The organism is Lysinibacillus sp. RS11, from assembly GCF_042019215.1.
Taxonomy (GTDB): domain Bacteria; phylum Bacillota; class Bacilli; order Bacillales_A; family Planococcaceae; genus Lysinibacillus; species Lysinibacillus xylanilyticus_A.
This window is the reverse complement of the sequence record NZ_CP168124.1, coordinates 2,591,858-2,613,239: the sequence shown is the minus strand read 5'-3', so window position 1 is coordinate 2,613,239 and position 21,382 is coordinate 2,591,858. Positions and strand designations below refer to the sequence as shown.

The 21,382-nt window shown below is 34.5% G+C and carries 26 protein-coding genes and 3 pseudogenes; 13 read left to right on the top strand and 16 right to left on the bottom strand.

What is annotated here, in order from left to right; genetic code table 11:
- Nucleotides 1–497: 497 nt before the first annotated feature.
- The 6 genes and pseudogenes from AB9L17_RS13290 to AB9L17_RS13265 all read right to left on the bottom strand — a co-directional run.
- The gene (locus tag AB9L17_RS13290; RefSeq protein WP_068984411.1) at nt 498–1,007 is read right to left on the bottom strand and encodes a DUF3231 family protein; all 510 of its coding nucleotides are present in this window, start codon (nt 1,005–1,007) and stop codon (nt 498–500) included.
- Between the two features lie 481 nt (nt 1,008–1,488).
- Nucleotides 1,489–2,334, bottom strand: a pseudogene (locus AB9L17_RS13285) (NADP-dependent oxidoreductase); the annotation flags it as partial.
- A gap of 83 nt (nt 2,335–2,417) precedes the next feature.
- A complete protein-coding gene (tnpC, locus tag AB9L17_RS13280) occupies nt 2,418–4,034 on the bottom strand; it encodes an IS66 family transposase (RefSeq protein WP_068984463.1) in 1,617 nt (538 codons plus the stop codon).
- 29 nt (nt 4,035–4,063) lie between these two features.
- Nucleotides 4,064–4,417, bottom strand: a complete 354-nt coding sequence (tnpB, locus tag AB9L17_RS13275) for an IS66 family insertion sequence element accessory protein TnpB (protein ID WP_068984462.1) — start codon at nt 4,415–4,417, stop codon at nt 4,064–4,066.
- Nucleotides 4,414–4,608 carry a hypothetical protein gene (locus AB9L17_RS13270; RefSeq protein ID WP_068984461.1) on the bottom strand — a complete coding sequence of 65 codons (195 nt, stop codon included), beginning with the start codon at nt 4,606–4,608 and terminating at the stop codon, nt 4,414–4,416. The genes tnpB (AB9L17_RS13275) and AB9L17_RS13270 overlap by 4 nt, the downstream gene beginning before the upstream one ends.
- 90 nt (nt 4,609–4,698) lie before the next feature.
- Nucleotides 4,699–4,860 (bottom strand): annotated as a pseudogene (locus AB9L17_RS13265) (NADP-dependent oxidoreductase); the annotation flags it as partial.
- 184 nt (nt 4,861–5,044) lie between these two features.
- On the opposite strand from AB9L17_RS13265, the gene AB9L17_RS13260 reads away from it, so the two are divergent.
- Both AB9L17_RS13260 and AB9L17_RS13255 read left to right on the top strand, forming a co-directional pair.
- Nucleotides 5,045–5,380, top strand: coding sequence for an ArsR/SmtB family transcription factor (locus AB9L17_RS13260; protein ID WP_375199226.1), 336 nt, complete (start codon nt 5,045–5,047; stop codon nt 5,378–5,380).
- Nucleotides 5,380–6,054, top strand: a complete 675-nt coding sequence (locus tag AB9L17_RS13255; protein ID WP_375199225.1) for a type 1 glutamine amidotransferase domain-containing protein — start codon at nt 5,380–5,382, stop codon at nt 6,052–6,054. The genes AB9L17_RS13260 and AB9L17_RS13255 overlap by 1 nt, the downstream gene beginning before the upstream one ends.
- A gap of 341 nt (nt 6,055–6,395) precedes the next feature.
- Here AB9L17_RS13255 and AB9L17_RS13250 read toward each other — a convergent pair whose 3' ends face one another.
- On the bottom strand, nt 6,396–6,641 hold the full coding sequence (locus AB9L17_RS13250; RefSeq protein ID WP_083226976.1) for a gamma-type small acid-soluble spore protein: 246 nt from the start codon (nt 6,639–6,641) through the stop codon (nt 6,396–6,398).
- Nucleotides 6,642–6,826: 185 nt separating this feature from the next.
- Between AB9L17_RS13250 and AB9L17_RS13245 the strand changes: the two genes are divergently transcribed.
- The 4 genes from AB9L17_RS13245 (at nt 6,827) to AB9L17_RS13230 (ending at nt 9,269) form a co-directional block, all read left to right on the top strand.
- Nucleotides 6,827–7,048: a hypothetical protein gene (locus tag AB9L17_RS13245; protein WP_068984407.1), complete on the top strand. Its 222-nt coding sequence runs from the start codon at nt 6,827–6,829 to the stop codon at nt 7,046–7,048.
- A gap of 426 nt (nt 7,049–7,474) precedes the next feature.
- Nucleotides 7,475–7,960, top strand: a complete 486-nt coding sequence (locus AB9L17_RS13240; RefSeq protein WP_375199224.1) for a hypothetical protein — start codon at nt 7,475–7,477, stop codon at nt 7,958–7,960.
- Between the two features lie 62 nt (nt 7,961–8,022).
- The gene (locus AB9L17_RS13235; protein ID WP_375199223.1) at nt 8,023–8,412 is read left to right on the top strand and encodes a hypothetical protein; all 390 of its coding nucleotides are present in this window, start codon (nt 8,023–8,025) and stop codon (nt 8,410–8,412) included.
- A complete protein-coding gene (locus tag AB9L17_RS13230) occupies nt 8,409–9,269 on the top strand; it encodes an alpha/beta fold hydrolase (RefSeq protein ID WP_375199222.1) in 861 nt (286 codons plus the stop codon). Before AB9L17_RS13235 ends, AB9L17_RS13230 begins: the two co-directional genes overlap by 4 nt.
- A gap of 283 nt (nt 9,270–9,552) precedes the next feature.
- On the opposite strand, the gene tnpC (AB9L17_RS13225) is transcribed toward AB9L17_RS13230, so the two are convergent.
- Genes tnpC (AB9L17_RS13225) through AB9L17_RS13215 form a run of 3 tightly spaced genes read right to left on the bottom strand, consistent with a single transcriptional unit; the run spans nt 9,553 to nt 11,743 of the window.
- Nucleotides 9,553–11,169: an IS66 family transposase gene (gene tnpC, locus AB9L17_RS13225; protein WP_068984463.1), complete on the bottom strand. Its 1,617-nt coding sequence runs from the start codon at nt 11,167–11,169 to the stop codon at nt 9,553–9,555.
- 29 nt (nt 11,170–11,198) lie between these two features.
- Nucleotides 11,199–11,552: an IS66 family insertion sequence element accessory protein TnpB gene (gene tnpB, locus AB9L17_RS13220; RefSeq protein WP_068984462.1), complete on the bottom strand. Its 354-nt coding sequence runs from the start codon at nt 11,550–11,552 to the stop codon at nt 11,199–11,201.
- The gene (locus AB9L17_RS13215; RefSeq protein WP_068984461.1) at nt 11,549–11,743 is read right to left on the bottom strand and encodes a hypothetical protein; all 195 of its coding nucleotides are present in this window, start codon (nt 11,741–11,743) and stop codon (nt 11,549–11,551) included. The genes tnpB (AB9L17_RS13220) and AB9L17_RS13215 overlap by 4 nt, the downstream gene beginning before the upstream one ends.
- Before the next feature lie 184 nt (nt 11,744–11,927).
- Here AB9L17_RS13215 and AB9L17_RS13210 point away from each other — a divergent pair, with 184 nt between their 5' ends.
- From AB9L17_RS13210 to AB9L17_RS13200, 3 genes are all read left to right on the top strand, one after another.
- Nucleotides 11,928–12,485, top strand: a complete 558-nt coding sequence (locus AB9L17_RS13210) for a helicase (protein ID WP_068984403.1) — start codon at nt 11,928–11,930, stop codon at nt 12,483–12,485.
- A gap of 215 nt (nt 12,486–12,700) precedes the next feature.
- Entirely contained in the window at nt 12,701–13,195 is a 495-nt protein-coding gene (locus AB9L17_RS13205; protein WP_223555468.1) for a hypothetical protein, read from the top strand.
- Between the two features lie 838 nt (nt 13,196–14,033).
- Entirely contained in the window at nt 14,034–14,432 is a 399-nt protein-coding gene (locus AB9L17_RS13200; RefSeq protein ID WP_068984401.1) for a hypothetical protein, read from the top strand.
- 141 nt (nt 14,433–14,573) lie between these two features.
- Here AB9L17_RS13200 and AB9L17_RS13195 read toward each other — a convergent pair whose 3' ends face one another.
- Nucleotides 14,574–14,774 (bottom strand): DUF3888 domain-containing protein, encoded by a 201-nt coding sequence (locus tag AB9L17_RS13195; protein ID WP_368072741.1) that lies wholly within the window; start codon nt 14,772–14,774, stop codon nt 14,574–14,576.
- 346 nt (nt 14,775–15,120) lie between these two features.
- On the opposite strand from AB9L17_RS13195, the gene AB9L17_RS13190 reads away from it, so the two are divergent.
- The 4 genes and pseudogenes from AB9L17_RS13190 to AB9L17_RS13180 all read left to right on the top strand — a co-directional run bounded on the left by AB9L17_RS13190 (nt 15,121) and on the right by AB9L17_RS13180 (nt 17,522).
- Nucleotides 15,121–15,519 (top strand): hypothetical protein, encoded by a 399-nt coding sequence (locus AB9L17_RS13190; protein WP_375199221.1) that lies wholly within the window; start codon nt 15,121–15,123, stop codon nt 15,517–15,519.
- 127 nt (nt 15,520–15,646) lie between these two features.
- A complete protein-coding gene (locus AB9L17_RS13185) occupies nt 15,647–16,210 on the top strand; it encodes a hypothetical protein (protein WP_375199220.1) in 564 nt (187 codons plus the stop codon).
- A 223-nt stretch (nt 16,211–16,433) separates the two neighbouring features.
- Nucleotides 16,434–16,684 (top strand): annotated as a pseudogene (locus AB9L17_RS25370) (IS110 family transposase); the annotation flags it as partial.
- Nucleotides 16,685–16,952: 268 nt separating this feature from the next.
- Nucleotides 16,953–17,522 carry a hypothetical protein gene (locus AB9L17_RS13180; protein WP_068984398.1) on the top strand — a complete coding sequence of 190 codons (570 nt, stop codon included), beginning with the start codon at nt 16,953–16,955 and terminating at the stop codon, nt 17,520–17,522.
- Nucleotides 17,523–17,788: 266 nt separating this feature from the next.
- Here AB9L17_RS13180 and AB9L17_RS13175 read toward each other — a convergent pair whose 3' ends face one another.
- The 5 genes from AB9L17_RS13175 to AB9L17_RS13155 form a co-directional block, all read right to left on the bottom strand.
- Nucleotides 17,789–18,181, bottom strand: coding sequence for a YkvA family protein (locus tag AB9L17_RS13175; protein ID WP_068984397.1), 393 nt, complete (start codon nt 18,179–18,181; stop codon nt 17,789–17,791).
- 121 nt (nt 18,182–18,302) lie between these two features.
- Nucleotides 18,303–18,509 carry a hypothetical protein gene (locus AB9L17_RS13170; RefSeq protein ID WP_375199219.1) on the bottom strand — a complete coding sequence of 69 codons (207 nt, stop codon included), beginning with the start codon at nt 18,507–18,509 and terminating at the stop codon, nt 18,303–18,305.
- A gap of 375 nt (nt 18,510–18,884) precedes the next feature.
- Nucleotides 18,885–19,436, bottom strand: coding sequence for a hypothetical protein (locus tag AB9L17_RS13165; RefSeq protein WP_223554255.1), 552 nt, complete (start codon nt 19,434–19,436; stop codon nt 18,885–18,887).
- Nucleotides 19,437–19,902: 466 nt separating this feature from the next.
- Complete coding sequence (locus AB9L17_RS13160; protein ID WP_068984394.1) at nt 19,903–20,367, bottom strand: aminoacyl-tRNA deacylase; 465 nt, start codon at nt 20,365–20,367, stop codon at nt 19,903–19,905.
- Nucleotides 20,368–20,927: 560 nt separating this feature from the next.
- Nucleotides 20,928–21,260 carry a hypothetical protein gene (locus AB9L17_RS13155; protein WP_068984393.1) on the bottom strand — a complete coding sequence of 111 codons (333 nt, stop codon included), beginning with the start codon at nt 21,258–21,260 and terminating at the stop codon, nt 20,928–20,930.
- Between the last annotated feature and the right edge of the window lie 122 nt (nt 21,261–21,382).

Below are 21,382 nucleotides of genomic sequence, written 5' to 3'. Positions count from 1 at the left end.
GTTAGGACTTATATCCAAGGCATATATCTAAACAAATGTCATCAGCAACTTTTGGTGAAGAGACTAAAGAACATAAAGAAAAGCCGATTGCAAAATGCTTTTGAAGCAATTGCGCAGTAAACAGATGAAGTTTTCTAAGGAACAGTATTGGAAGGGAAATCAAGAAATTACTCGATATTAAGCCATAAGACGAACTTGATCCATCCACTCCAAAAGAAATGTGGGTAGTACTTATCTTTTAGAAAATATTGAAAAAGGGCGAGAAGAGACGGAATAGAGCCAGGTGGCAGTAACATTACATTGTGATTAATACAGATGAGCCATTAATCGATGTGATTGTAGAAGTGATGAAAAAACATGGACGTTGTGATTAATCGAAAGAAAATGTGCAGTAGTGGGATAGCGTTGTACAAAACATTCTGGAGCGATGAATAAGGTAATAAAAAGGAAAAAACCCCAGTTTATACTGGGGAGACGGTTTGTCAGGTAAATAAATATTATTTTTCTGGATAATCTACGTGTAATGGTGGTGGAACTAACCAACCTTTACTTTTATTAAGACGTAGTAGTTTAGCGCCAATTTGAGCTTTTGCTACATGGAATTGACCATACATTAATGCGATATCTTCTCGAGTAGAAGTGCCCATCGCTTGACTGCATGCAACTAATCCAGCAGCTAGATCGGCAGTAAGCGCTGCGCTTATTTCTGGATCATTAAACTTTGCTCCTGGAGGGATATCTTCCAGTCTGGCTACAGGTCGTTCAGGTGGAGCAGGAGGTAAACCAATACCATTAGTTTTTAGGATTTTTTCAAATTGTTTTACTTCTTCCCTGCAAAGTTCGATTATATCTTCAATAATTTTTTTTAGATCTTCGTCACCTGCGTGATTATAAAATGTTTGATATCCAGCAATCATACCATAGTCTGCAACTAAGCCTGACCAAACACTAAACACTTCACCATAATGCAATGGTTCATCTTTTGGATTTCCGCTAAGTATTCCCATCCTACACTTCCTTTTCTGGTTTTTCGCCATTTTTTTAAACAAGGATAGTATGGATGAAATGAAAAAATTTATTCTTATAAAAAAACAAGGTTACTGAACAATTTCTTTCTTATCAAGACCTCATTTAAAAAAGATAGGAAATTTAAAGGGTTCTATATATTAGATAGGACTAATATGTAGAACTCTTTCTTTTTTTACTAAAGCACCCGTTGAATAAGAAAAGATAATCTTACTAAAGAAACGTATTTACTTATGATATAATTCTCCACCCTTGTTTTAAGTGCATTTTTAAAAATTTGTTCAAAGAATTATCTATATGGGGGTTCTGTCACACTAATATCTGTTAAGAAAAGCTAATCCTCCAAAACGAGAAAATTGGCATCTCCATGTGAAATTAAGTTGATGAGCATGTAGTGCTCCCCTTATAAAGGTACACTCACTAATAATTCTACTCTTACAAAGTATTTATTTATATTAGCTATCACTTTATTTTTACAATAACTTTCCCCTTAGCTCTACCGGACTCGGAATATTCAAAAGCTTTTTGAATGTCATCCATTAATACTACTCGATCAATAATAGGTACAATTTTTTTTGCTTCAATAAATTCCCGGATAATTTCTAGTTGTGTTCCACTCGGCTTCATAAATAAGAAATGATATTCTACTTCATACTGTTTTTCCAGATCAGTCAGTTTTCTAGTAGCAAATTTAAGCAGTAATGATTTCCATAAATTTAAACCATACGCTTTGGCAAAGCGATAGTTAGGTGTACCTGAAAGAGATACAATTTTCCCACCAGGCTTAAGAATTTTAAACGAATTTTGTAATGCTTCCCCGCCTAATGTATCGTAAACATAATCATAATCAGACAATATATCTTCAAAATTCTCGTTTTTATAATTGATGACTTTATCCGCACCTAAACGTTTAACTAGTGCTTCATTTCTACTACTCGTAGTGGTTGCTACGTATGCTCCCATTAACTTTGCTAATTGAATAGCAAATGTTCCTACACCACCTGAACCAGCCTGAATAAGTACTTTATCATTCGGTTTTATTTGCATAATATCATAAAATGCTTGATAAGTGGTCAAGCCGATTAATGGAATAGCGGCAGCTTCTTCAAAACATAAATTTTTTGGTTTTATAGCAATATCATCTTTATGAATGGCAATGTATTCTGCAAATGTTCCAATTCTAGACTTTCTTGGTCGGCCATATACCTCATCACCTACTTGAAATTCAGTTACACTTTTCCCAACTTTTACAATAACCCCTGAAAAATCATTACCTAAAACTAGTGGCATTTTATAGCTTAACAGTAAGCCCGAAATATAAAAAAAATAAGCGCACCTTCTCGGTACGCACGACTAATGGCCATCTACCCTGAATTTTTTCGGATAGATGGCTATTTTGCACATGTGGCTTGGATTTTTTTCGACCAAGGCATGTAATTATTTAAAATCTCTGGCTGCTGATGAATCGGTAAATTTGGCAATTCTGTCATTAACGTCACTAGGTATTGATAGAAATCGATGCCGTTTGCTTTTGCCGTTTCAGCCAAACTTAAACAGATGGCATTCGCTTTAGCGCCTGCTTCACTAACAGAGAAAAGCCAGTTCTTACGACCAATCACATTTGGACGAATCGCATTTTCAGCCGGATTATTATCGATTTCAATTCGACCATCGAATAGAAAAGCCTTTAATCCGTGTACACGATTTAATGTGTATTCTGCAGCTTTTGCGAGCGCATTTTTCCCAAAGAAAGGCGATTCGTCTACCCATTTTAGAAACTTCTCTACAATCGGCTTTGAATGTTTTTGCCGTGATTTTCGGCGTTTACCTGGTGAAAGATGCTTGAATTGACGTTCTAGGTGAAACAGTTGATCACAGTAATCCACGCCAATTTGCCCGTTTTTGCTATCAGCTTTCAGCCAATAGCGTCGCACATGCGCCCAACAGTTGGCGAACGTGACATCAGGTAGATTCCCGTATGCAGAATAACCATCACAAATCACAGTTCCTTGAAAACCAGCTATAAAGTCTGCTAATACAGAACGGCTTCTCGATAAAGCGCTTTGGAAAAGAACGATGATCGGCCCTTGACTTGGCACACTTTGGGACACCCAATTATAGGCGTTCGATTGACCGGATTTTCCGTCTGAACGATTGATTATTTGCGCATAGGTTTCATCCACATGTAGAACAGATTTTGCTGTTAATATCTGCTTCATCTGTTCATAAACCGGTAGAAGCCAATCTTCAGCTACACGGATCACCCAGTTTGATAAGTTCTTATCATTCGTAAGCAGGCCATATCGTTCCCACTCCTTTACCTGACGGTAAAGAGGTAAGTATTGGACGAACTTATTATAGATGAGTTTTGCTAGAACGGTAGGCCCCGCAATGCTTCGCTGAATGGCAGCTTGTGGGGCTTTCCCACGTTTCATTTGTGCTTTTTGTGTGGCATCCATTTTACAGTGCTTGCACTCGTAGGCATGTTCAATATGCTGGATGCGCATCATTTTTGCCGGAATGAATTTTGCTTCTTCACGCGCAATAGTTGTACCGGCTTCGGTCATTTGGCCAAGGCAACAGTCGCATTGTGTATTGGTGGGGTGATGATGAATTTCTTCTATTTCAATCCCTTCATGAAAAGAATCATTCCGTTTTTTCTTATGTAGTTTACGGTTAACAGTGTAAGTAATCGTCGCTGTGCTTTGTTCTTCTGTGTGCTCAGATTCGTTAAAAGACGCATCGTCATCGAATAAAGAAGCTTGTCCGTCTGGTGCTTGATACTTTGATTTTTCCGATTTTGAACCGTATAAAGCCTTGGTTAATTGGCGAACTTGTTCTGTTAGCACTTCGATTTGTTTCAATGATTGATCCAACTTCTTTGTCAGTTCATTATTTTGCTGATTTGAATGAGCCAATTGTTGCTCAAGTAATTGAATGAATCGTTCATTTTGGTCAGAAGATACGTTACCCACTGTATTCACCACATTTCGTTCAGTATAAGTCATGGATGATTATACCACTTTGGTGAAAAGATTTAAAAGACACCTTTTGCAGATTTCATAATCGCTTTTGGTTGCTGAAGCGATAAACCTTCTAAAAGCCAGCGAAGTTCCTTTTGTGAAAGGTTACGTACTTCCTTTTCATCTTTTGGCCATTGCAGTTTGCCATTATCTAATCGTTTATAAAGTATGGCGAAGCCATCTCCATCAAAATACAAACATTTATAACGGTCTTTACTCGTTCCAGAAAATAAGAAGATGGAATCACTATATGGATCGAGTTTAAAAGAATCCTGAATGAGTGCTGCGAGACCGTCGATACCTTTACGCATATCGGTCTTACCGCAAATAATGTAGATGTTCTGCACGCTCGTAAAATCTTGCTTCATTGATTATTCAACTCCTTCAGGATCGTTTGGATGATGTGCTCATCTACGCCATTAAAGAAGGAAATTTCAGCACTAGTTGTTTTAATGATGCAGCTCGGCTCAGGAGAGTTTTGTGGTGAAGTTGTTGATGAAGAGTTGTCAGTGATCGGATCTAGTGTCACAGGGACAATTGTTAGTTTGGTAGTTGACATAAAGAAGCACCTCCTCTAATTTTGATACATATCAATCGTACCGGAGGTGCCTGGCTATTTATATGCGTTATTTGATTACGGGCTTACGCTTAACAGCATCTTTACTTTACCATCACGTACTTTATAATCAATGGGATTTATACTTGCTGCATGGATCTCTACTAATACATCATCAGAAGAAATCTTCGGAATTTCTATTTTTGTTAATTCTAAATTTTTTTGACCATAGCGATGGATTACTGCGGCATTCATATATTTATTCATTGTTGTAACCTCCATTTTCGGTTTAAAGGTTTAATCATTTAAACTAATAAACATATTACGGTGGAATATTTAAATTGTCAACCATAGCAGCATCTACTGATTTTTTGACAATAATAAAGACCGATGGTTTAATGGTTTAATGGTTTAAAAATACAAACTAAGGAGAGGGCTTATGGAAAGATTAGAACAATTAAAAAAAGAATTTAACGATGTTAGCGACTTTCTCATTGCTTTAGGTGATGAGAAACGTCAATCTATTATCATTACGCTTTTACAAAATAATTCATGTAAAGGGCTACGTGTCAACGATTTAACTGATGCGACTCAATTATCACGGCCAGCAGTGTCACATCATTTGAAAATTTTAAAACAAGTTGGGCTTATCGAAATGCGTAGTGAAGGAACTAAAAATTATTATTTTCTATCGCATACAACTACCGAAATTGATAAGTTAAAAAATTTATTAAATCACGTTACAACTATTATTGAAAAAAGTGAGGGGAAATAATGAAGAAAATTTTAGTAGTTTTAACTAACATAACAAGATACGCAAATACAACTGAGGCTACAGGATTATGGATTGGTGAAGCTACTGAATTTGTTGAGGAAGTTACCAAAAGTGGACTTGAAGTAGATTATGTCAGTCCTAAGGGAGGATTTGTACCTGTTGATCCACGTAGTATGAAATATGCTGATGAATCCACATTTTCTATCTATGAAAGTGAAGATTTTCAAAATCGAGCATTAAGAAATTCTATGCACCCTTCAGATGTTAATCCCAATGATTATATTGCGATTTATTATACAGGTGGCCATGGTGTTATGTGGGATTTTCCTAATAATCCTGAATTACAACAAATTAGCTTAACCATTTATAATAACGGTGGTTATATTGCATCAGTTTGTCATGGTATAGCAGGTTTATTAAATATTAAAGATAAGAATGGTGATTATCTTATCAGAAATAAGAAGATTACAGGCTTTACTACAACTGAGGAAATTTTAAGTACTAAAAAATCTATTGTACCATTTTTAAACAAAGATATAGCTATTAAGCATGGGGCAATTTTCCAGAAAGCTAGAGCCTTTCGTTCTTTTGTGGTGCAAGATGGCAACCTAATAACTGGTCAAAATCCATTTTCAACTAGAGAAGTTGCTAAAAAGTTGCTAACTAATTTATAAATTAATTAAAGTAATAGCGACTTTAAAAAGATGGTAAGAGTAAGAGAACACAGACTCGATATGCACTCTAGTAGGAGGCAGGCACCATACATCCACCATCACTATCAAACTAAGGTTTTTACACTATCCATAAAGCCCAAAAAACGTTATTCTTTCTGTAGGAATTATAAGAAAGGATGGCGTTTTTTTATGAATTTAACTAACCTGCACCGTTAGTTGAATAAGAAGGGGAGAATCCTCCCTCATAACTTCTTATAAACTTCTGCGTAAGCAACTTTCAGTGTTCAGCAGGTGAAAACAAAAAACCGGCAAAAAAGGTTGCCGGTTTAGGATCAATCAACTTAATTTGTATTGTTATCGTAACCATTATTTGCATTGCTACCAGAAGCTTGGTATTTGTTAGCTTCTGCTTGTTGGATTTGTTGTCTGACTTGGTTAACATCAGTCTCAGTCCCGAATTCTTCGTTCATTGAGTTCATTGCATTCGGAGTTGCGAATCGACCGGATGCTTGATTTTTGTTAGCTTCTGCTTGTTGGATTTGTTGTTTGATTTGGTTAACGTATTGGTTGTTGTTATTATTTGGCATGGATTTCACCTCCCGAATTTAGTCTGTTCAGAAAATGTTTTATTATCCTTAGATTTTTTCTGATTTGAAAAATTACTGAATCAACAAACTATATTTAATAACCAAAAATCCATAGATATTCACAGAATAAAATATGGCAATGTTGCTCACGATAAGCTGAATATTTTCTCAAGGAGATGGATTTAATGTTCAATCGTTTATCAGCACATAATGGCGTATTTAGATTACCACCAATACAGCGGAAAAACGACACAGAGTTAGATATTGCTATTGCTGATCTTGAAGCAAGAGGGTTTCGTTTAGTAAGGCGTGGTACTCAAAACGAACGATTCAAAACGCTTAATCGAAATAAATGTGATACAACATGCAATAAAGTCTGGGCCGTTATGGAAAAACTTATGTTTTGAACGTTTTGAGAAAAGTTAGTTAAAAAATAAAAAAAGCAACAGCGAAGGGAAAAGCTGTTGCTTTAAATCAAGAGAAAACTTCATGACAATATAAATACACAGTTTGTTTATTTATACATAAAAAAAGCCACGGCGGTCAACCAACGCCACAGCCTTTCTAAATGCGTGCGATACACTCAATATTAGTGTATGCAAATTAAAGTTACTGATACATTTAAAATAGCCACAGCTTGATCAGACGCTACAGCTCGAATTGGTTTATGCCCTTTATGGATAGCATCTAATATGGAATGAAGACATACACATATTACTGTAGAGAAAACTATTTAAAGACAGAATCTACCATCAGTTCTTTGTTTTTGTTAAATGTTGTATAATTTTCTGGAGGTTGGAATTTTAACTTTTCATTATTTGGGGAGGATAAAAATGTTTGTCACAACATTAAAATTAGAAGATTTAAGTGATAATAAGATTTTAATCAAGTTACCTCGTAATAATTTGTTTAAAATACATAATTTTTATCTACTAAGTGAATGGAGTACTAATCGTTCAGGTTCTATAAATACTTTATCTATTTATGTAGATGTAGAAGATAAAGAAAAAGCGAATAAAGATATACGTTTTATGATAGATTTATTAAATTTTATGTACAATATAGATTTAACTATTACTACCAGTTATATGATCTCAGAAACGAAAAATTTACCAATGACCAATTGGATCCATTCTAACGAAACTAAAAACAAAAACATAATTAAAATAAATAATGCTCTAACTCTGTTATTTGAGACGGAATCTAAGAAACAAAAACTTATCAAAAAATCTCTACATTATTATTCTCGCTCTTTAAAGTTATCAGAACTTGAGTTGTATGAAGAAGCATTTTATCTGTATACAAACCTATTAAATTAATTTCTAATGATGTTTACAAAAATCATCATCAAAAAGATTTTAACGATGCCATATCTTCAGTAATGCCTAATTTACTCAAGGAATTATTTGATGAAGAATTTAAAGAGGAAGGAAAAGATGATGATATTAATAACTTGATAGTTCCGATGTTAGAAGGAATATTAACGCAACGTAGAAAAATTAAAAATACCCTCCTTTTTTTAAAATTGGAGAGGGAGGTTGATTATTGCGGTAAATTAGTTAGACTTCGGAATAACGCTGCTTCACATGGGAATTCAAGAAATTCTAATATAGGGATCTATGAATATGTAAACTGTATGATTCTAAGTAAGGAAATTATCACAGCATATCTTTTAGGTGAAAAATCTGATTTAACACAGTTAGATGTAAAAAGAAAAGATTGGTTTAAAAACGCTGCAATATTCAATGATAGGAGGGAGAGGACCAGATGAGTATATACAAAACACAATCGGGAAGAGAAATGTCTTTAAAGCTTTATGAAGCTCAATTGAATAAATTGGATTATTCATGTAAGGATGTTTACGTTCATACTCGTTTTGGAAGAACCCATATCATTGAAACTGGCAATCTATCAGGTGAACCATTGCTTGTATTTCATGGCGGGAATAGTACGACTGCCTATAATTTACTAATGTATAGATTCTTGCTTAAGGATTTTCACATCTATGGCGTTGATATTATTGGTCACCCTGGAAAAAGCGATGAAGTGAGCCTCTCTCCTAGAAATTATGATTATGGAAAGTGGGCAAATGACGTTATAATAGGACTTGGATTTGATAAAATAGCTTGTTTTGGGGTTTCGTTTGGAGGTGGAGTTTTGGCAAAACTGATGTGTTTCGCACCGGAAAAGATAGAAAAATCCGTATTAATTGTGCCATCAGGTATTAATAATGCCTTTCCAATCAGTACCGTGAAAATGATGATACCACTACTCAAATATAAACTAACAAAGATAGAAAAGTATATAAAAGAAACGGCTTTATTTATGGCTCTTAAAGAAGAAGTTCTTGATAAAGATACTTTGGATATGGTGAAAGATAGTTTTGATCATGTGAAAACAAAAGTAGGGATGCCATCCAATGTGAATGAGAGATTAATGCAACAGTGTAAAGCACCGACACTTATTATGGCAGGAGAAAAAGATTGTTTATTTCCCGCGAGAAAAGTATTACCAAGAGCAAAAAGAATCATACCAAATAACACAGTTCATATGCTAAAAGGGTGCGGACACATGCATATGTTGCCAAAGCGTGAAAAGAAAATGATCGTTGATTTTCTTAAGAAGTAACTAATGAAGTACACCAGCTGAACAAACTATATAGATGACTGTAAAATAAAATTCGATTCTATTAATTCATCATTTTGGGTAACCATTAATGTAAAGTAAGAAACAATATTTTAGTTCAGATGATGAAGTAGCCAAAAGGTTGCTTCTTTTTAGTCTGTTTTCTTCCTTTCTTCCTAACATTTAAGTTTAGTTGAACGTAAGCCCGAAATATAAAAAAAATAAGCGCACCTTCTCGGTACGCACGACTAATGGCCATCTACCCTGAATTTTTTCGGATAGATGGCTATTTTGCACATGTGGCTTGGATTTTTTTCGACCAAGGCATGTAATTATTTAAAATCTCTGGCTGCTGATGAATCGGTAAATTTGGCAATTCTGTCATTAACGTCACTAGGTATTGATAGAAATCGATGCCGTTTGCTTTTGCCGTTTCAGCCAAACTTAAACAGATGGCATTCGCTTTAGCGCCTGCTTCACTAACAGAGAAAAGCCAGTTCTTACGACCAATCACATTTGGACGAATCGCATTTTCAGCCGGATTATTATCGATTTCAATTCGACCATCGAATAGAAAAGCCTTTAATCCGTGTACACGATTTAATGTGTATTCTGCAGCTTTTGCGAGCGCATTTTTCCCAAAGAAAGGCGATTCGTCTACCCATTTTAGAAACTTCTCTACAATCGGCTTTGAATGTTTTTGCCGTGATTTTCGGCGTTTACCTGGTGAAAGATGCTTGAATTGACGTTCTAGGTGAAACAGTTGATCACAGTAATCCACGCCAATTTGCCCGTTTTTGCTATCAGCTTTCAGCCAATAGCGTCGCACATGCGCCCAACAGTTGGCGAACGTGACATCAGGTAGATTCCCGTATGCAGAATAACCATCACAAATCACAGTTCCTTGAAAACCAGCTATAAAGTCTGCTAATACAGAACGGCTTCTCGATAAAGCGCTTTGGAAAAGAACGATGATCGGCCCTTGACTTGGCACACTTTGGGACACCCAATTATAGGCGTTCGATTGACCGGATTTTCCGTCTGAACGATTGATTATTTGCGCATAGGTTTCATCCACATGTAGAACAGATTTTGCTGTTAATATCTGCTTCATCTGTTCATAAACCGGTAGAAGCCAATCTTCAGCTACACGGATCACCCAGTTTGATAAGTTCTTATCATTCGTAAGCAGGCCATATCGTTCCCACTCCTTTACCTGACGGTAAAGAGGTAAGTATTGGACGAACTTATTATAGATGAGTTTTGCTAGAACGGTAGGCCCCGCAATGCTTCGCTGAATGGCAGCTTGTGGGGCTTTCCCACGTTTCATTTGTGCTTTTTGTGTGGCATCCATTTTACAGTGCTTGCACTCGTAGGCATGTTCAATATGCTGGATGCGCATCATTTTTGCCGGAATGAATTTTGCTTCTTCACGCGCAATAGTTGTACCGGCTTCGGTCATTTGGCCAAGGCAACAGTCGCATTGTGTATTGGTGGGGTGATGATGAATTTCTTCTATTTCAATCCCTTCATGAAAAGAATCATTCCGTTTTTTCTTATGTAGTTTACGGTTAACAGTGTAAGTAATCGTCGCTGTGCTTTGTTCTTCTGTGTGCTCAGATTCGTTAAAAGACGCATCGTCATCGAATAAAGAAGCTTGTCCGTCTGGTGCTTGATACTTTGATTTTTCCGATTTTGAACCGTATAAAGCCTTGGTTAATTGGCGAACTTGTTCTGTTAGCACTTCGATTTGTTTCAATGATTGATCCAACTTCTTTGTCAGTTCATTATTTTGCTGATTTGAATGAGCCAATTGTTGCTCAAGTAATTGAATGAATCGTTCATTTTGGTCAGAAGATACGTTACCCACTGTATTCACCACATTTCGTTCAGTATAAGTCATGGATGATTATACCACTTTGGTGAAAAGATTTAAAAGACACCTTTTGCAGATTTCATAATCGCTTTTGGTTGCTGAAGCGATAAACCTTCTAAAAGCCAGCGAAGTTCCTTTTGTGAAAGGTTACGTACTTCCTTTTCATCTTTTGGCCATTGCAGTTTGCCATTATCTAATCGTTTATAAAGTATGGCGAAGCCATCTCCATCAAAATACAAACATTTATAACGGTCTTTACTCGTTCCAGAAAATAAGAAGATGGAATCACTATATGGATCGAGTTTAAAAGAATCCTGAATGAGTGCTGCGAGACCGTCGATACCTTTACGCATATCGGTCTTACCGCAAATAATGTAGATGTTCTGCACGCTCGTAAAATCTTGCTTCATTGATTATTCAACTCCTTCAGGATCGTTTGGATGATGTGCTCATCTACGCCATTAAAGAAGGAAATTTCAGCACTAGTTGTTTTAATGATGCAGCTCGGCTCAGGAGAGTTTTGTGGTGAAGTTGTTGATGAAGAGTTGTCAGTGATCGGATCTAGTGTCACAGGGACAATTGTTAGTTTGGTAGTTGACATAAAGAAGCACCTCCTCTAATTTTGATACATATCAATCGTACCGGAGGTGCCTGGCTATTTATATGCGTTATTTGATTACGGGCTTACAGTTGAACAAGGGGATTATGGGTTTTGTAAATGATTAAATATAATCTTCTTTATTGTTTTTTCAAATTCAGTAACAAATTAGATAGGAGTGAATACATTGCACTTTGAAAACGATGGTGAAATATATCCTCATTGTCCATTTATCACCAGAATAGTGGAAGTTGGCGGACTTACTAAATCACAGCTTATTCAGAAATTGCAACAGTACTCTATTTTGATGAATGAGTATGGAGAGAAGTTATTTGCTGATGATAAATTTACGACTTCTAATAAGAAGTACAGCCTGCAGACTGTTGAACTAACTGTTGGAAATCTTGGCTTTCCTGATGGAGCTAATACGAATCGAATCTTTAAAAAAGCTGATGAACTTGGGTTGAAATTGTGTCCACTTGAGCTGGGACCGCATCTAAGGATGGAGTATCTGGATCAGCTTGAGGGTAATTCAGGAAATCCTTTAAAGCAACAACAAGCTCCATCAGGCTCCATCACAATAGCATCAGAGATACTAACTGAAGATGATGAGTTTCCGAAAGGCTTCTACCTAAGACGAATTAACGGTGTTTTGTGGCTTCGAGGATATTGTGCTGATCATCTACACGTTTGGAACCCTAATGATCATTTTATCTTTTGTAAAAAAACGCTACAGGACAAGTAATGCGTTGTTGCAGCAAAAGGAACAAATGCAAAACCTAAAACAAACTTACTACTAGACCCGATAGTGTAGAACTTTCTGAACTAACGGATACATTTACTTGAAGATCAAAGAGTTGCATATGCAGCTCTTTTTTTATTGAAATAACGGGGGAGGTTAGTGAGAGGTGGAATTGATATACTATCAAATATAATAAACAAAATAGTTAGGTGAATATGGTGAAGGATAAAAAGGAACGTTTAAAAGAGTTGCTAGACAAGCAAAAACAAAAAGGAATTAAAGAACAGGAAAAAAGAGAATACGAAACTGTTTTAGAGGAAGTTAAAGAGTTATTTCCGAATACTGGTTCTGAAGAGAAAGTAGAAATATTATCAAAAGAGGATTCAAAAAAAATTACTGATGAATTATTCAAAGAATTTCCATTTTACAGAAATGGAATTGAATGGACACTGATGTTTTACAAAACTTTATTTTCTAACTTTGTTGACTATGAAGGTGCATTAGCAGAACTAGTCATTAAAAATCATAATGTAAATAATGAAATATGCTATATTATTGACCTTAACTATCAACATGTTATTAAAACAAAACTGATTAGAATTATACACAGAATTGAAGAAGTTAGAAATTGGGGCAGATATATTTATTCACCTCAAATTAAATTGGTTATTGAATTCCCCTCTAATGATATAGCGGTAGGATGGAAGAAATAAGAGTCTTTTTTCCGAGATTGGCTTTGGAATAACGTTTCTTTTTCTTACATCATTGACGAGGATTAACGCAAAAGGACAGACCTACTCTGTAACCTTAAGAGGAATTTCCTAATTCAACAAACGGGCGCGATTGCAATAAGAGCAATCGCTTTTGAGCTAACGATGGAGGTTGTTCAATATGGAAGCGGTGGAAAGTAACGACTATTTATTATAGAACCACGTGACGTAAACACTCGTGGACAAAATGATTTATTTGTCACTGATTGGTGCCAGATATTGTTAGGCTCACTGGTCGAATATTTGTCATTCGTCAAGACATCCTATTAAATGGAGATGTGATTAATGGCAATTAGGGTATTATTATTAATACTATTTGTTAGTTTTAACTTTTTAACAGGTGCTTCTGCTGAAGTTCCACTTAAAGCTGCTTTTATACGAGACCACCAGCTTTAATGACGAAGATGGCAAAATTGTTGATCAAATTGGTTACGCGGAACACTGTTTGATTGATGAAGATGGTGAGCTAGATTCTTTTAAAGTTGAATGGATAAGATTATAAAATAAAAAGCCGTAGCGTCGTCACACGCTACAGCTCAGGGTTTGAGGTTCTCAAAAATATTAGCACACCTATGTTAAAAGGTGGAATGTCAAGGCCAAAACAAGGTAACGTAAGAAAATTTACTTCAACGATATTGTTTTTTAAATTCTGTAACAAATTTGATAGGAGTGACTACAATTGCGCTTCATGGATGGCTAACGGGAAGGTTAGTTCAAGAAGGAGTACAATGAATTAGGAGAATTTAGTTCATCAAATGGAAAACAGGGGGAACTGTGATTTATGGATAAAACTGAAGAACTTTTAAAAAATTTTGGTTTAGTACCTAAGATAGATTTTGTTGATAGAATCAGAAATTTATTAAAAGAAGAAATAGAGAATGAATCATCTGAAGATAATGAATACTTAAAAACACTATGTATTCAATTATTTGCTTTAGGATGTGTTGACGATACGCTGTTAATTTGGAGAGCAAAGGAAAAGGACTTTGATACACATGGCTATGTTGATGTTCAACTATTATGTGGTGCAGGATTGGAAAAGACAATGGGTTTTCTCAAAAAAATGAATACTTTAGAGGCAAAGGAAGAATTAAGCTATTTACGGAAATGTAAAGAAGATTTTGAGGATTATAATGTAGAAGAAGTCCTGAATTTTTATAAAAAGTATTACGGAATATAGGGATTTTTGTAAAAGATCATTATAATTCATTGTTGAACTAACAGGCAGAATAATTGAAGATATTGGCTAAATTACTTGAAGGTTAGGAATAAAAAACCCAAAAAATGGGAAGTGAATCCAAAAATTCTAATCATTAATCATTTACTTTTTCTTTATGATATTTTGTAAATGCGGTGGAAGTCCAAAATTTTCCATGTGTTTAAAATCTTTAAGCTTGATTTCATTTGGATTTATAGAAAACGTTAGTTGGTCTCTTCCTACTGAGTTATGTGCACCTAAAACTGGAGTGACTTCGAGGGTTACTAAAAACATAAAACTTGTTCCTATTATTTCCAAATTTATAATTTTTATTTCTTATAGATACACCAAAGGACTGCTTCTTGGATATTGGGTAATAGTAGTGAAAAAAATAAGGAACTATAATAATTTTTTTCATTTTTGCATCTCCTTTTTTATGTTTATTTTGTTCGTAAAAGATTAATTTATCTCAACCAAATATTTCATTTTTATTCAATATAAGCTATCGGACGATTTAGGTTAATAATAAGTTAGAGATATCCATCATTTTAGGTAGTTAATAGGGTCAACTAACTGCGCAGGCTTGTTTACTATTGCATATTTAAGTTTTTTAAACGATGGACATAACATATCAAAAACCTCACACAATAAAGAAAAAGGAGGTTCGATATTGAAGTCTATTTTTAAAGGATTACTTCTTTTCTTTACCTTAGCTTTATTTTATTCATTAGTAGTCCATGCGGAAAAAAATGAACAAGAACAAGGGAAAAGTGACGAAGGAACTATAGTTTACCATGTCAAATACGATTATGATGCAATATCTAAATTTTTGGGAATAAGTCTTGATCAATATAAAAAATATTGGAAAAAGGGACTTTCTATTTCGGATATGGCAAAGAAACAGGGAGTATCGAGACATGATTTGGTGGGTTATTTTTATGATTTCCACTATAAAGAAATGCAAAAGTGGAGAGTTGAAGGTCCAATGACAGAAAAAGATTATTTTCACCTTGTTTTTATGTTATCGGATGAAATCGATGAGTTTATTGACCGTAATCCCAATCGTTAATTCAACTCCCATGAAAGAAATTGAATTATCTTTACGACGAAGCAGGTTAGCTTACTAATTTGTTCGTATGATATTATCAAATTCAGCATTTAATGATTAGATTTCTTATAGTGATTAAAAGTAAATATTGGACAGAAACGAGAATGATCATGAATTTATGGTGACAAAAGTAATGATTTTATACGGTGATGTATTACCTCCATCTAAACATATTTTGAAAATCCTAAATAAGTATGGTCAATACTATTTAAGGGATATGAACAGGGAAGGCTTTCAAGAAGATAGATATTGTGATGTAAGGATAGAGGAACAGTATACTGGTCTCACATATAGAGAGCCTATTTACGCTTGTCCTGTCATCCCAGTGAAGAAAGAATATTTATCTAAATTCTTAAACATCTTCAAAGCTTTAAACGGAAATGTGTCCTTATGTAAAGAAAAACACGAGCATCCATATGCTTGGGTTCTAGGGGTATATTATGAAGGTTATTGTTATTATTTAGATAATGAAGATAAAAAGATACTTTTCTTACAAGAATACAGTGACAATGGAAAACAACATTTTAACGTTAAAGAACTAAGTTGGTACAGTCGAATACCAAAAGATAAACGATGGATTCAGATAGACGTCAATGAAAATACAGAGGAAGTATTTTTACAATGGTTGGAGAATCTCATACCGTCAGAGTAATACCAAAAACAAAAAGGTTAGAATAAGTCTTAAAGAACTAATCGAATACTTTACTGAAGGTCATTGAGCTGCTTAGGTAGCTCTTTTTCTTATTATTCTAACGGAGCAGCATTCCTGTCCTGTTTGAAGGATATTCAAGGTCTTGAAAAGAAAAGGAGCTCTCTAGTATGATGCATGAGTGTCAACGACCATTGACCCATCATCAAACAAGGAGGACTCCTTTATGCATTTTAAATGGAATAATAAATTTAATCAAGTTACTGAAAATACACTCGTTGTCGGTATAGATATTGCAAAGCGTATTCATTACGCATGCTTTGTCGATGAACGCGGGTGAATAATAGAAAAAGCCTTTGCGGTACATCAATCGAAAGAAGGCTTCGAAAACTTGTATGAAAAGATTCTTCAAACGATGAAGGAACTAAGAGAACTGAAGAAATAATAGGGATTGAGCCTATAGGTCACTACTGGATGGGGAGGGTACGTCGTCATAAGTAACGCAGAGATCCATTATACATCACATAGTGGATTAAAAAGCTAATGATTTCCATTAGTTTTAGCGAAGCGTACACTCAGAATGTAAATTATAACTATAAATTAAAAATACGATTAATAAATCAAGTGGAAAAATATTTTTTCTTCATCACTGAGTGGTGGAAACCGTTGATACATCAATGTTTATAGAGGGAGGATAGTTAAAGAACATTTAGGGTACGTTACTTTTAAAAAGGGAGTAACCTATATGAAAAATCCATTCTTAATTAGTTTGTCTACGTTTATATTTTCGTGCAGTCTTTCCATGTTAATAGGAAATTCTGTTTATTCACAATCTACACCTTCAGATAAAATTGAATATTTATATCCTGTAAATAAGGAAAAAGTTTTTGATGAAACTGTAGATGAATTTTACCAGGCATTAAGGGACTTAAAGTATCCTGTACATCAGGAGGTTTATCAAAGATATAAGCAACGGTCAAAGGAACAGCAAATCCATTTGGATACGGTTCTTTTTAAAGAAATGCCTGATGCATCTGTAAGTATTAGAAAAAAGTTATTGTTTAAAGAGGTAGAAAGATTAAATTATATAACTTTGGATGGAAATATTCTTCGCTCCTACCCTGATATAGATATTAACTACCATCAGACTGTTAGCCCTGATAGGCAAGTTTATTTCTTTTATTCCTTTAAAGACACAGAAAAAGAATTTAGAGGAAGATATGCAATTTATGATGTTGAAACAAAAGAAACGGTAGCAGGTGGAGGTACTTATATGCCAAAGCTCAATCTTACAAGAAACACTTACGATAAATAAGGATAAATTTAGGTGAAGTAACAAAAAGGTTAGGCTCGTTTTGTTCTACTATCGAAGGCAAGAGTTTAAGATCAAGCTGCCGAAGTCAAAGGCAGCTTTTCTTATTGAGCTAATTAAGCAGGTTAGTTAGTTTCGGTGAACCGTATCATATGTAAGTGAGGTTTATAATAGAGAGCCTTAGTAAATGCATTTTGAATGAGGCTCTCTTAGTGAATACTTGAAAGAACATGTGCAGCAAGGGAGGAAAAATTTTGCTGCACATTTCTTTAAATATGTTGAATAATAATTTTACTAATCCAAGCAGCAAAGATAATCCAGATAATTATAAAAAGTATTCCAACAAACCAATTCTTTGGTTTTGCAGATAGTTTCAACCTCTCAGCAGCTTCTTTATTATCCTCAATTACATGTGGAGGAATTAATTTTAAAGCGAGGATAATTCCAAAAGGTACAATTATTAAATCATCTAGATATCCTAGAACTGGAATGAAATCTGGAATTAAATCTATTGGGCTAAAAGCATATGCAACTACGAACATTGCCACAAGCTTAGCATACCATGGTGTTCTGGGATCTTTATAGGACAGATAAAGTACAAATAAATTTTGTTTTAATTTTTTTGCAAAGGCTTTTAATTTTGATATTAAACTGTTGTTCATTGAAAATCTTCCCTTTCGTTACTATGAAGTATAAGTTATCTTAGTAAAAAGGGAAATAAAAACTAATGAACAAGTATGAGGGAAAAGGGTCACTCGGCTGAAAGTGACCATAATAAACTGATTATTTGAATTTTTCGGGCTTAGCAACTTTGATTGAAGTTACTTCCCCACAATTTTTGCAAAATGACAAAATGAGGGGGGAACCAGAAGCAATTAAAGATCCTATAGGCCTAATATTACTATCTGTAGTAAAACTACCATGACCAAGTTGACCAGTTGCAAAAGAGTCGTAACCACAAGCCTTGCAGACTAATTTATTACTCTCCATAATATCACCTCATAATGAATTTCGTGAAAATTGTAACACATATTGATGGAACTAATTAATAAATTTGCCGTTACAATATTTTGTATTCGTAGAGGTAAAAAATAATGCTTATTATGTGCAATGGGAAATAAAACAAATAAAGAATCTGGGACAGATAAAATAACAAAAGATGGCGAAGTGGAAATGGTGGAAGTACAAATTGAGTAATAAGTTAGAATAAGATAAGTATACGCAGGATTGAAGTACAGATCGTTAAAGCTTGATGATTAATTATTCGCTGCTGATAGAAAGGAATTAGGGTGTTTATCAGTAATTTACTTTTCTATATTAAGGAAAATTACTGATCCCGTATCATTCTTTATTTGGAAATAATTATTATTTTTTTTGAGTTCCAAAGATTCGATAACCTATATAACAAATGAAATTTAAAAACAGTAAAATTAGACACTGTATTATTGAGATGGCAAGAATCATTATCAAATCTGCCCCTAATACGATTTCGCCTGGAGGTAGTTCTTGAGCAGGTCCTATGATTACTAATTTCAATATAGAAGATACAATGACGTAAACAAAGAAGGCTAGATAGGCAAATAATGTGTGTTCATAAAATTCTAGTTTGAATTGGCTAAACCAAAGAAAAAAATTGATAAGTACAAAAAGTAAAGGGAAAATCAAAAATTCAAAAATTGCAATATTTATTGATTCTTCAAGTAGTGACTGGTAAAAAATTTGGGCTAAACAAACAATAATTATATTTGTTATAGCAACTATGTAGTAGGAACGGTTATTTCTGTACATTTTTTCACTCCGTTTACGAATATAGGTTTCTTTTTTAATACGATGTACAATTATAGTTAAAATATTTAAGAGAATCGTACCGATGAGCAGGATGGTTACAGCAACAACTGTACTTCCTGATGTATCCATAAGAGCAGTCCAATCCTCAATTTTCACTAGTTGGTCATAATAAAATAACTGGAAACTTATCGATGTCGTACAAGCACTGTAGCTCAACATACAAATTATTATCCCATTATTATGAACTTGCTTATTAGAATGCAAAAGATTTCCGATTGGTAATAGTCAAGCGATTATTCCAAGAACAAGACTTCCTAGATTAAGTAAACTGAACTTTTTCATATCTCCTTTACAAAGTAATAAACGATTATAATTGGAAAATGTTTCTGCCTTTTAGGCTCATCATCATAACGTGTGGTTAATTTCCGTTCCGACTTAACGCTTTGGTGCTGACGCTTTGCTTTCGCACAGAGCAGAGCTTCCTAGGGGCGTCTGATGAGCCGCTTGGGCAACAGAAAGAAAATGTGCAGTAGAGAAGAGTATGTTGTTCTTACAATGCAAAACAACCGTCATTTTATACGGTTGTTTTGCACTGCTATTTACTTACTTTAATGATAGTACCTTGATTGATTCTTAATAAGTCTTGAACACTTATTTTAACTAATGAGTTCTCAGAACCACCACCGGTATATATGTAATCCATATTTATTACTTTGGGGTCAACTAAAAACTTTGCTTGAAAACCAAACGAAGGAACTCCACCTGGGGGGAAACCTGTATGTTCAATAATTTCATTTCCGTTAGCAAGTCTTGGTTTTTCTATGTTTAATGATTTGGCAACACGAGTTGTACTAGCTCTATTGTTTCCTTTTACAATAGCAACTATTAATTCATTATTTGAGTCAATCATGCAAATATTTTTTACAAAATCGTCTTCCGAACCATTAACTGCTTCAGCAGCCTCTTTTACGGAGTGGCATGATTGATTAAATACGAAGTGTTCAGCTTTTACATTATTAGAGTCTAAAAATTCTTTAACTCTAGTTTCATATGAATTCATAAAGGTCTCCTTTTAATATTCTTATTTGTGTAAATATTAGCACAATAACGCGAACTTTAATACCTCTATTACTAAACAATATGAGGATTAAATGAAAGGGGATTGGAGGTAACTGGTCAAAACCTTAAAAAGCGCGAGAAATCAATTTTAACGTTGATTTCTCGCGCTTTTCTGATGTGACTTTTTTATTTTGCTGAGAAAGGATACTTATGTCCCAGCTTCAATCCCCATAGGTAGTTGTTTTTCAAAAATCTTACCGATCTAAGGAATTAACAAAAGTGGTGGGATAGCAAAATGCGATTACAGCTTGGGGCGATGTAAAGAAGCTATCCCGAAACTAATATATGTAAAGGGATCTAATAACATGACAATTATAGAATAAAGGGCAATTGTAAAGTGGAGAAAGCGTCCAAAATACTTGAGCGTGACTGTGTGTCAGGCTTATCATTCCATAGTTATATACTATATTTCTCCACATAAAAATTGCACCTCCTAGTGTCCTAGGGTTAGTTATGTCCGACAATTGAAGGGCAGTTTAATTTTGAATCTCATATAAATTATTATTTTAAAGGAATTCCAAGTCCTAAGGCAGAAGCAATAGTTATAAGAGAGGTAATTACACCAAGTATTTCAGTCAATTTCTCTAATGGTTTTTTAGCTTTCTCTTTATCTCCATTGTTTATATGAGTTTGAAGGAGTTCAAAATGCGCTTCTGCAATTTCTCGTTGTTCATCTGATAGGCATTGAATATCTTCGTGAAGTTGTTTTAACGCAAGAATAATATCATCAGATCGGCTAGCTATTCCTTGATTCAGTGTACCGTTGTTCTCAATCGTTATATTACCTTTGTTTTCTCCGAAAGTTAAACCACCATATTTACTAGATTCACCCATATAACCATCTCCTAAAATAATAGTGACTTGCCCGAGTTTCGATACTGTATCTAATAATTGACCAGAATTTTCTTTTGCTAAAATATCAATAATTTCTCTTAAACTCTCAGGTTTATTTTCTT

Coding starts and splice junctions, on each gene's coding strand:
- AB9L17_RS13290 (WP_068984411.1), bottom strand. CDS start 1,007: ATGGGAATACTTAGCGGAAATCCAAAAGATGAACCATTGCATTATGGT.
- tnpC (WP_068984463.1), bottom strand. CDS start 4,034: ATGACTTATACTGAACGAAATGTGGTGAATACAGTGGGTAACGTATCT.
- tnpB (WP_068984462.1), bottom strand. CDS start 4,417: ATGAAGCAAGATTTTACGAGCGTGCAGAACATCTACATTATTTGCGGT.
- AB9L17_RS13270 (WP_068984461.1), bottom strand. CDS start 4,608: ATGTCAACTACCAAACTAACAATTGTCCCTGTGACACTAGATCCGATC.
- AB9L17_RS13260 (WP_375199226.1), top strand. CDS start 5,045: ATGGAAAGATTAGAACAATTAAAAAAAGAATTTAACGATGTTAGCGAC.
- AB9L17_RS13255 (WP_375199225.1), top strand. CDS start 5,380: ATGAAGAAAATTTTAGTAGTTTTAACTAACATAACAAGATACGCAAAT.
- AB9L17_RS13250 (WP_083226976.1), bottom strand. CDS start 6,641: ATGCCAAATAATAACAACAACCAATACGTTAACCAAATCAAACAACAA.
- AB9L17_RS13245 (WP_068984407.1), top strand. CDS start 6,827: ATGTTCAATCGTTTATCAGCACATAATGGCGTATTTAGATTACCACCA.
- AB9L17_RS13240 (WP_375199224.1), top strand. CDS start 7,475: ATGTTTGTCACAACATTAAAATTAGAAGATTTAAGTGATAATAAGATT.
- AB9L17_RS13235 (WP_375199223.1), top strand. CDS start 8,023: ATGCCTAATTTACTCAAGGAATTATTTGATGAAGAATTTAAAGAGGAA.
- AB9L17_RS13230 (WP_375199222.1), top strand. CDS start 8,409: ATGAGTATATACAAAACACAATCGGGAAGAGAAATGTCTTTAAAGCTT.
- tnpC (WP_068984463.1), bottom strand. CDS start 11,169: ATGACTTATACTGAACGAAATGTGGTGAATACAGTGGGTAACGTATCT.
- tnpB (WP_068984462.1), bottom strand. CDS start 11,552: ATGAAGCAAGATTTTACGAGCGTGCAGAACATCTACATTATTTGCGGT.
- AB9L17_RS13215 (WP_068984461.1), bottom strand. CDS start 11,743: ATGTCAACTACCAAACTAACAATTGTCCCTGTGACACTAGATCCGATC.
- AB9L17_RS13200 (WP_068984401.1), top strand. CDS start 14,034: ATGGATAAAACTGAAGAACTTTTAAAAAATTTTGGTTTAGTACCTAAG.
- AB9L17_RS13180 (WP_068984398.1), top strand. CDS start 16,953: ATGAAAAATCCATTCTTAATTAGTTTGTCTACGTTTATATTTTCGTGC.
- AB9L17_RS13175 (WP_068984397.1), bottom strand. CDS start 18,181: ATGAACAACAGTTTAATATCAAAATTAAAAGCCTTTGCAAAAAAATTA.
- AB9L17_RS13170 (WP_375199219.1), bottom strand. CDS start 18,509: ATGGAGAGTAATAAATTAGTCTGCAAGGCTTGTGGTTACGACTCTTTT.
- AB9L17_RS13165 (WP_223554255.1), bottom strand. CDS start 19,436: ATGGATACATCAGGAAGTACAGTTGTTGCTGTAACCATCCTGCTCATC.
- AB9L17_RS13160 (WP_068984394.1), bottom strand. CDS start 20,367: ATGAATTCATATGAAACTAGAGTTAAAGAATTTTTAGACTCTAATAAT.
- AB9L17_RS13155 (WP_068984393.1), bottom strand. CDS start 21,260: ATGGGTGAATCTAGTAAATATGGTGGTTTAACTTTCGGAGAAAACAAA.